We start from the raw sequence: 8,833 nt of genomic DNA on the forward strand, positions 1-8,833 counted from the left end.
GATTGATGTAGAGCCTTGCGAAAGAACCGATTCTATCTGGCTCCGATAACGGACCATGAAGCTCGCTTCTTCGTCGGACATGGGCTTGAGTGCCGCGTCCACTTTCTGAGCCGCTTCCATGAGCAACGCTTCTTCACGTGTGCACTGGGGATTGTTCGGATCGCTCAACACGATGAGCTGCCCGGGCTTGGCGTAACCGGTGACGTGAGGGTTGAGGCGCGAGAATTTCTCAAGCGTTGCGCCGTCCGGCTTATCGAACAACGCAGCTTCCAGTGCAGAACGCGGCATGACTTGCTGGACGATGTAGAAACCGGGTTCCGCAATTGGCTTCGCAGCAGCCGGTTTCTCTGCCGGAGCCTCAGGGTATTCTGCCCAGTGCTTGGCGTGCAGGTCTGTCGGTTCTACGCCACGGTAGAACTTTTTTCTTGGCGGGTTAGGTTGCGCGGGCCGCGGTACGTTTCCAATTTCACTCATGAATCATCCTTGTTCACTTCGGGAATCCCGGCTTGGGCTTCTGACAGTCCGACGCTATCGAAAAGCCCAAATGCTGGCTGTAAGACAAAACCTAAAAAGCTGTGCCCAAACGGCTGATTCCTGTCATTCGCGGGGTGCGCAGGATAACGGGTGAGGGAAGATGTTTGTATGGAAGCAGATGGCCATCTACGATGATTGCGGCCCGGCTATTAGCCATTACGCCCGATATCGCATTCCTGACCTCTAGAACTGGACAATAGAGAGTGCTTGCTGCTGCAGCTAGGGCGTCGTGATTTTTCTTACCCGCTTTTGCCGCGCATCAACCTTCTTGGCTTTTTCGCCCTGAAGTTTGCAATACTGTTCTGAATATTGGCGACCTGCGTGCGGTACTGATCGGTGCTCATAGCAAATTCCTTTATGCCAATATTTTCATATCGCTAATATACCGCGATCATGCTCAAAGCGATTACTCCTAGGTTCGCACTATTTTTTTTATTAAATGGCGATGATTCAGCGATTACGGATTCCTTTTCAGCGAATATTTTGATAATACCATTCAATAACCGCTTCAAATTGGTTTATATGATTCATAACATCGTCGTGGGTGTGGTTGCTTAATTCGTGAGCTATCGAGTTTCTGGCTTTATAAGCGAGCGTTAGGCCACTAAGAAGTGGGACGGGTAGTGAGAAGCCATAGCTGCTAATTAATGACTTTGCCCTTTCTATAAAGCTGTGAGCTTTGATTTTGGCAGTGGCTTGCTGGGCATTGTTCTGCTCAAGAAATAAAACGATTTCGAAAAAGGCACGCTCTACGGCAGATGCTGCGGTAACGAGAGCAATCTCCTGGAAGCCATCACTCAATAATAGCCGAGATTTGTATAGGAATCTCAAAACCTGCCTGCAGTCCCAGGCGTTTGGTTTAATGCTCCATGCCCCTAAATGGTTTCCCGGGTTGTAGAGATTTTTGTTCAGATAGCAATGTTTATCTCCAAACTGCACGATGGAAGCCAGCAGCATTGCATGAATTTCTTTCGAGTCTGCGTGTACCCAAATAAAGACAGCATCCTTCAGTTGCCTGAATCCAAAAGGCCACCCTGAGAATCTAGGGCCAGTTATGGCGTTAATATCTGCCATGTATTTGGTTATTAAATTGTCGTGAACGTCATTACTGAATATTCCATGAAAAATCCGTGGATCATTATCCGCCCACTCTGTTCCTGCAATGGCACTTAGCTCATCAGATGGAAGAGTGTATTTGTCACTTTCATCAATGATCGTTACACCAGGCAGCCATTCCCAATAATCCATGCATCCGGAGCGCCTGGATTTGCTTTTTATTGCGTTTACGCCCCAGCTATTGAAGGAATCTTGGGTTCTTGATAAATGGAAATCAGACGGTTCAAATCTCGTTGTTGTATCGACTTGTCCGGATCCTTTTATAATCGTAAAAGGAGAAATGTGAAATGAAATTCCTATGTAGTAGTTTCCGCCTGGCTTGCTAAGAAAACTTTCAGCAGCAGCATCTGAGATATGATTTTCTGTCTTCCAGATCTGAGATGGTTTGATCCATATCCCTTCATCATTCCAGCCGTTCATTTGCGCGCTCTCCGCATTCTATGGAATATTGTTCACAGTGTTTTGAGAGGTAAGGATACATGTATTGATAGGTAGCTTCGAAAGTGATGAACTTTGCACCGTTGTTTACTTGAAGAAAAAGCTCTTTTGCTTTTTGAATTCAATATAGTCTTTGGTTTCGATTTGGGTGGATTTTCTCCTGCTTCCGCCTGCTGGGGTTTTTACTTGAAGGTCTAAGCTTTCAAGAATTGCAGTGTTGATATCGTCACTATGGGCTGGAGTATGGTTGTAAATGCGCTGATAGAAGTCGCCTACAAGTAACGGTTGGCTAATGTTGCTCATAAAGCGAGGGATGTCGTCAAGTAGTTGCTCTTTAGCCTGCTCTCTTGCTGACGTGTCGAAGAGGTACAGAGTCTTTTCTTCATTAGGATCATGAGCAAGCATGTTCAGCCCCGACCTGCCGTAATGAGCTTGCATTTTGCTATTCTTGTGGAGAATGTTGTTATAAACCTGCCTAGCTCTGTGAGAGCTGGCGAGGTGTATTAGCCAGTAACGCCAACCGTCGGGGTTGTTAATCGAAAATGGACTTACATAATTTGCGCATTTTTGCAGACTATCAAACACGATTCGCTCAGCGACACCTAGCCAAGCACGCTTGGAGGCTTGCGCTTTGAGAGCTTCGAAGTCATTGTCTGTAAGTTGCAGATAGGAAAGCTGATTGAAAAGGACGCTCGGGTTATCTTTTTCTAGGAAAGCGAGTAGCGCGGTAATTAAGAAGGTATAGAAGACCTCTACCGAGTCATTGAGCTTCATCATGTCAATGAGTGTCGTGGTTTTTACTTGGCTGTGGCCGCATTGGTCTAAATTGAATATGATGTTTTTGTGGCGTTCAGATCGAATCAGTGATTTGATAGTGGGGTAAATAGTTTCGAACTGGTCGCAGTGGTAGTGAGTTGTTATTTTTAAGCGGCTATTTGAAAGCTGGCTTTGAATGAGTATTGGTGAAATAACTTCTTTGAGGCGCTCGATTACGGGCCTTTCAGCATCATTCAAAATCAGGCTGCACTCAATCTCAACCAAGGGCATTTTAGCGATAGCCCTTTTCAAATTGATATCGGTTATTGCCCTAGACAATTCTTCTATAAAGATTACAGGCGAGCCCGCAGCGCCGCACTGATAGCGTCCGGCCCCGCTAAATCCATCGACCACCGCCAGACGAAACTTTCTGACCTGTGGGTGCGCACACCGGGTGATGACATAGTGATAAAAATACTCGCGAAGTATTTGGTGCTTTTTCCGTGAGTGCTCGGCGAGGATAGCGCCGTCTTCCCAAGCATAGCTCTTTCCGACCATGAAACGTCCTTATCTGGCTACGGTAGATCTACTGGGCCATGCCTACCAAGTTGACAGGCATTTCGTCCCAGGTCTTGCCACGATATTCTCTACCGTTGGCTTTTTTCGAGCGGCGAACATTGTCTTTACCCCATGTTCCCCACTGCTTGAAGAAAAACGCGGTATCGCTTTCCATGCACTGAGTGTAGATCTCGTCGATCCACCCCTCTTTAATCGGACGCGCCTTGTTTCCACTCTCCCCACCGACGATAGCCCAGTCGATCTGCGAGAGGTCGATAGGGCCAACCGGGCCAATCAGCGGCTCAAAGGAAATGAACCGAATCTGAGCGGGTGTTTCCTTCAAAAACTGGATACGGTCAGCGGCGTCGGCATCCTCGACAGAGGTGCCCAACCAGACGTTTGGCAACACCTCGGTGATAACCTCGTTGAGGATCTGCCGCATCCGCTCAGGGCGCTTCGTTAGGATCTGATAGTTATGGTGCGGAGTCTCACGCATCACCTTCCACACCGCGATGATGAACTCTTCGCTTACCTTCTCGTGGAAAAGGTCGCTCATGGAGTTGACGAACACCTTCCTGGGCTTCTTCCAGCGATACGGGATGGCCAGGGAATCGTGGTCTTCGACGACTGAGCCGTTCCAGACGATGCGTTTGTTCTTCTTGCGAGTGAGCCCAACGTACTTGGGGGTACCCATGGCCTCGAGGCGACGCGCCATCTCCATGGCATAGCAGTTTTTGCACCCAGCGCTGATGATGGAGCAGCCGGCTACTGGGTTCCAAGTAGAGTCCGTCCACTCGATTTGTGTTTCTGCCATATCCCTTCCTAGCTCCTCGTTTGCGTTCCTAACTGGCGCATTTCTGACCGAGCAAGCCGAATTCGGTGGCCATCATAATGAATTCCCATCCCTTTGGGCAGCCATCGGAGAGGCCTAGAGGCTCGCATCATTTCTGACTGTATGAATGAGCAGTATGGCGTGGAAAACCTGCGTAAGAGAGTTGAGAGCCTCATGAAATGTCATAAATACGACATAATTTACAAATATGGGACAACATCAAAAGGCTACTATTAAATGCTTTTTTCAAAAAAGGATCTCTATTTATTTGAAATCAAAAGAAAAGCTGTTGTGTTCCAGCTTCCATGGTTCTTCTGGGAGAAACTAGTCTGGGCTTCTTGATTTTGTCGTGGCCTAACTCGGTATAGCCGACATGCCCAGTGCCCGGTAGATGGCTTGCTTGAAAGGATGCCGGCGACGATGCTCACGAGGCAGATGCGGGCGGCCCGGCTTTCCAATCAACTAGGGATGTGAACCTCCAACGAGGCCAAGCGAAGCGGCGATGAACGGTCATTGAAGGGCAAGTGAGATACGGTCAAGATGGCGCACAGCCATCATGAAAAGGATTTTCGTTATGCCGCCATACCAACATCAGTTCGTGTGCTTGGCCAGCTCTAAAAAACCAGGGGGCAGGTGTGTAGCAGGCAAGATCTGGGGAGGTGACGGACACGGCTCGTGGATCCGCCCGGTAAGTAATCGTGAGAATGACTCGATTTCTGATCCTGAACGCACCTATGCAAACGGCCTAGTGCTTCAGCATCTGGATATCACTTCAGTCACCTTTTCCAATCTTCAGAATCACCAGTATCAAATCGAGAACCACGTCATTTGCCATCCGCCCCTTTGGACGTCGGCTAGCCGCTTGGGACTGGAGGGTCTCGCACAGCTCTTAGACACTCCCCAACACCTCTGGGAGCCGAACTACCACAGCACTGGTGGAGTGAATGATAGGGTACCACCTGGGCTTCTGACTGCTCAGCGTCAATCGCTTTATCTCATCCGACCGGAGAGTGCCTCCGTCAGGGTGTCGGCTGAGGGCGCTGATTTTGGCGATCATAGGCTTAAGGTTCGGGCCACGTTCAGGTATAACCAGAGACAGTACGCTCTGAAGATTACCGATATCCAGGCGGAGAGCGACTATCTACGTCGTGGTGCCGGTACCTACCAGCTTTCAGAAAACAGCTATTTTACGGTCAGCTTGGGGGATCTTGATCCCAGAACCGGCTACGCCTACAAGCTCGTAGCAGCGATTCTCTAAACGGATGCCCATGAAAATACTGACAATCGGCTTTACCGAAAAGAAGGCGGAGCGCTTCTTCTCTCTGATCAAACTCTCGGGAACCAAGCGTGTCGTGGACGTCAGGCTGAATAACATCTCGCAGCTTTCAGGCTTCGCCAAGCGAGATGATCTGAAGTATTTCCTGACGGAGATCTGTGACGTCGACTACGTCCATCTGCCTGACCTAGCTCCTACCAAGGAGATCCTGTCTCCATACCAGAAGAAGGACATCACCTGGCAGCAGTATGAGGAGAAGTTCATGAACCTGATGGCGAAGCGCAACATCGAAAAACATGTGCGCCGGGATATCATGGATGGTGGCTGCCTGCTCTGCAGTGAGCACCAACCTCATCAGTGCCATCGCCGGCTTGTGACCGAATACTTGAAAGAGCATTGGAACGACGAGTCTATCGATGTCAAACATCTTGTATGAGTGATACCAAGACCATCCTCATCGCCTACCCAAAGGAATTCCTCTGCTACTCGAAGCTGGAAAGGAAGGTGCAGTTCTACACCAGTCAATCCCCTGAGGTGCGGCTGGTCGCGATATCTGACCCCAACGGGTATGTGAGCGCCTACGCGGAAGAGAAGGGCATCTCGTTCGAGCTAGTGGAAGGCCAGGCCAGTGCCGTGGAAGAAGCAACGCACGCGATTCTCTTTGAAGATCGCGAGTGCTTTGCCGATTTGAGAGATGCTTTGAGCCAGGCCACGATTCCAACCCGCGTAGTCCCGCTACAGCTCACTCTAGTGGTGAACAAGGATCGAGGTGACCTCTACGACGTGTACATCGGTCGAGGCACTATCTGGGGAAATCCATACCAGATGGGCCATGACGGTGATCGTGACGAGGTCATTCGCAAATTTGCCTATGACCTCGGTCGCGGCTTCCTGAAGGCATCTGAAAATCTTGAGCACAACCTCGGCATCATCAGGGGCAAGGTCATCGCATGCCATTGCAAGCCTGCTGCGTGTCATGGAGACGTCCTGGCAGCTCTTCTAAATGCTCAAGATGATGGGCTCTAAAGATATAAAGCCAGACTTGGCTCGATAAAAATAATGAGTTTACTTTAAGTTCTTCTGAGGTTTTCGGTGCTTTGGGTATGAAATTTTCGTAGGATTGGGGAGTTTAAAATGCATGGCCGAGAGACCACCTCGGCGACGCATAATTAAGCAGAGCGTTACTGGTCAATAGCCTCACCCCAATATCGGGCTTCATACAGGCTCTTCATATTGCGTGCTTCAACGTGTCTTTGATGAATGGTGTGATCGGGGAGCTCAAAGATTTTCGGAGTTTCAATGATCTCACATTCACTTTTGAGTTTGTCGATAAGCTCTTGGACTTTTTTCGGCAACTCTAAAAGTGAATCGCATTCCGGAAGAACGTTCTTAAGAATATTGCAGTTAATAGGCGTGATATTGTTTTTTGTGAGCAGCTGCCAGCTGCGCGTTGTTCCGAAGCCAGAGTTTGTAAGCACCCCGCGCAAGTGGTTAACATTCTCTGCGACTTGAGTTTCGGGGAATGCTTCTTTATAAATCGTTCTTTTGGCCTCCGTGCTTAAATTGTCAAAGCGAAGAGTTTGGTCAACGGCCTCTTCAATTCGACCATCAAGCCTTCTGGCCATTCTGGCAGACTCAGGATAAAGAGTGGCTTTGGCTTGAATAGTGAGAATGGTGTCAGAGCTTTTGCAATAAACCAACAGGTCAATCTCGCCGCCCTCAAAGTTCCTTTCGAGGCACGTGCCAAATCCATTGTGTTCAAAGTGCTTTGCGGCTCGCTTTAATAGTTCAGGCTCAAAAAATTTGGAGATCATGCCATCATAGTTATATTTTTTGTTTTTGGCTTTGTCGTTCTGAATAGAAATTAGAAGATTTCTTGCGCCGAGCAACGTAGGCACGGCTGCAGGTAAAAAGTATACATACTCTTCAATTCGCCAAAATGGTGGAAGGAACTTATTAGAAATATTAGTTTGCTCGCCTTCGGCGCAGAAGAAGAACTCTGAAAATTTATCAAAATCTGCATCCGACGTGCTTGTTAATCTCTGAATAAACTCTTTAATTTCAGAATATTTCATTTTAGCCATGGCTAAGCCTTGCCAAAGCTTTTTGCCAAGAGGTGTGTCGTGCAAGGCGTTTGCGGTCAGATATTTGTCGACGACAACAGATACATCTATATAGGTCTGGCCGAGACACATAAAGGCAGTTCGGATTTTTTTAAACTCTTCCGAGGAAGAGAAACCAATATGGGTGTAGAATGCATCCGGTATTATGTCGGCCTCAACGAAGGCATTCTGAGAGTCGCAGTACATTCTTGAAATATATTCAAAATACGCAGTCGGGTCTATCGATCTTTTAGACTTCAGTCTGTAAATAATTTTATCAAATAAGGTCTTTGGGCTTCTTTCAAGTCGAGTCACTGCCGGGAGCGAAAGATTGGTGAGTATAATGTCAGTCAGTTCGTGGCTTTCCGTCTCCTGATCGGAATAGTCAACAAATGATTCGTTTTCACTTTTCCGTGTAAAACTGTAAATTTTGTTGTGAATAAAGGGGAATACAATATTAAGATTTGCACATGCAAAAAGATTATTGAAGTCTTCTTGTTTGATATAATATCCCGATTCAGTACAGGACTCCAGGCTCTGATTGCTAAAGTCCTTTGCTTTCTCAAAAATGAAGGTGTACGGCATAAGGGTGCTGTAAGGCAACTCCATGTTGTCCAGCATATCGCGCATCACTATTTGACAGAAATGGTTATAAATATGCGGGAATGGTAGTCCTAGGATTGGGTTTGTATCAAATAGAGTGTCTACCTGTGATTCTAAAACTTTCATCGACTGCCCCTTGAGGTACTACTCTGTATGGAATTTATTTAAGCAGGTAACTTTGTTTCGCTTCGCTTTCTGGCATCTCGATATCGCCTTAATCATTGATGAAAGCATACGGGTTGCTTGGCGTCAGTTCACAACGCGACCCATGGTATGATAAATCCATTAGCAATACTTCGACCACTCTAGCCTACCACCTAAATCTTCCCGAAAATTATCGCCCTAATGTTTTGCGCGATGGCTGTTCGATACTTGGCGAGAATCGAGCGCTTGGGCGCCTGTTGAGACATTCAGCGTCGGAGGCCTAGCAGGAGTTTAATCAATCGCGGGGCGGAACAGCTTTCCGAGTTCGTGAGCCGTTACTAATGTGGCGACCGCTCGGCGTCAATTAGTTGAGGCGTCAGCGACGAACTACAGCAATCGGCCTTTGTAGTGGAGCCGTAGTAACTAAAAAATCACGGCCTAACCAACCTAGGCATCTCCACCCCCTCCCCCAAC

General features: G+C 47.8%; 6 protein-coding genes and 1 pseudogene. 2 read left to right on the forward strand and 5 right to left on the reverse strand.

Annotated features, from left to right (window positions below; genetic code table 11):
* The 4 genes and pseudogenes from J5M72_RS28635 to J5M72_RS28650 form a co-directional block, all read right to left on the reverse strand.
* Window positions 1–474: pseudogene (locus J5M72_RS28635) on the reverse strand (hypothetical protein); the annotation flags it as partial.
* A 531-nt stretch (window positions 475–1,005) separates the two neighbouring features.
* A complete protein-coding gene (locus J5M72_RS28640) occupies window positions 1,006–2,070 on the reverse strand; it encodes a hypothetical protein (RefSeq protein ID WP_207868304.1) in 1,065 nt (354 codons plus the stop codon).
* A 105-nt stretch (window positions 2,071–2,175) separates the two neighbouring features.
* Window positions 2,176–3,402: a three-Cys-motif partner protein TcmP gene (locus J5M72_RS28645; protein WP_207868306.1), complete on the reverse strand. Its 1,227-nt coding sequence runs from the start codon at window positions 3,400–3,402 to the stop codon at window positions 2,176–2,178.
* A 28-nt stretch (window positions 3,403–3,430) separates the two neighbouring features.
* Window positions 3,431–4,216 (reverse strand): phage Gp37/Gp68 family protein, encoded by a 786-nt coding sequence (locus J5M72_RS28650; RefSeq protein ID WP_207868308.1) that lies wholly within the window; start codon window positions 4,214–4,216, stop codon window positions 3,431–3,433.
* Between the two features lie 1,286 nt (window positions 4,217–5,502).
* Here J5M72_RS28650 and J5M72_RS28655 point away from each other — a divergent pair.
* Window positions 5,503–5,946, forward strand: a complete 444-nt coding sequence (locus tag J5M72_RS28655; protein ID WP_207868311.1) for a DUF488 domain-containing protein — start codon at window positions 5,503–5,505, stop codon at window positions 5,944–5,946.
* Window positions 5,943–6,536, forward strand: a complete 594-nt coding sequence (locus tag J5M72_RS28660) for a DUF4326 domain-containing protein (protein WP_207868313.1) — start codon at window positions 5,943–5,945, stop codon at window positions 6,534–6,536. Before J5M72_RS28655 ends, J5M72_RS28660 begins: the two co-directional genes overlap by 4 nt.
* Window positions 6,537–6,691: 155 nt before the next feature.
* Here the strand turns inward: J5M72_RS28660 and J5M72_RS28665 are convergent, their stop codons facing one another.
* Window positions 6,692–8,341: a hypothetical protein gene (locus tag J5M72_RS28665; RefSeq protein ID WP_207868315.1), complete on the reverse strand. Its 1,650-nt coding sequence runs from the start codon at window positions 8,339–8,341 to the stop codon at window positions 6,692–6,694.
* Window positions 8,342–8,833: the final 492 nt, after the last annotated feature.

Source organism: Pseudomonas sp. 58(2021), from assembly GCF_017491585.1.
In the GTDB taxonomy this organism is placed as follows: domain Bacteria; phylum Pseudomonadota; class Gammaproteobacteria; order Pseudomonadales; family Pseudomonadaceae; genus Aquipseudomonas; species Aquipseudomonas fluorescens_BT.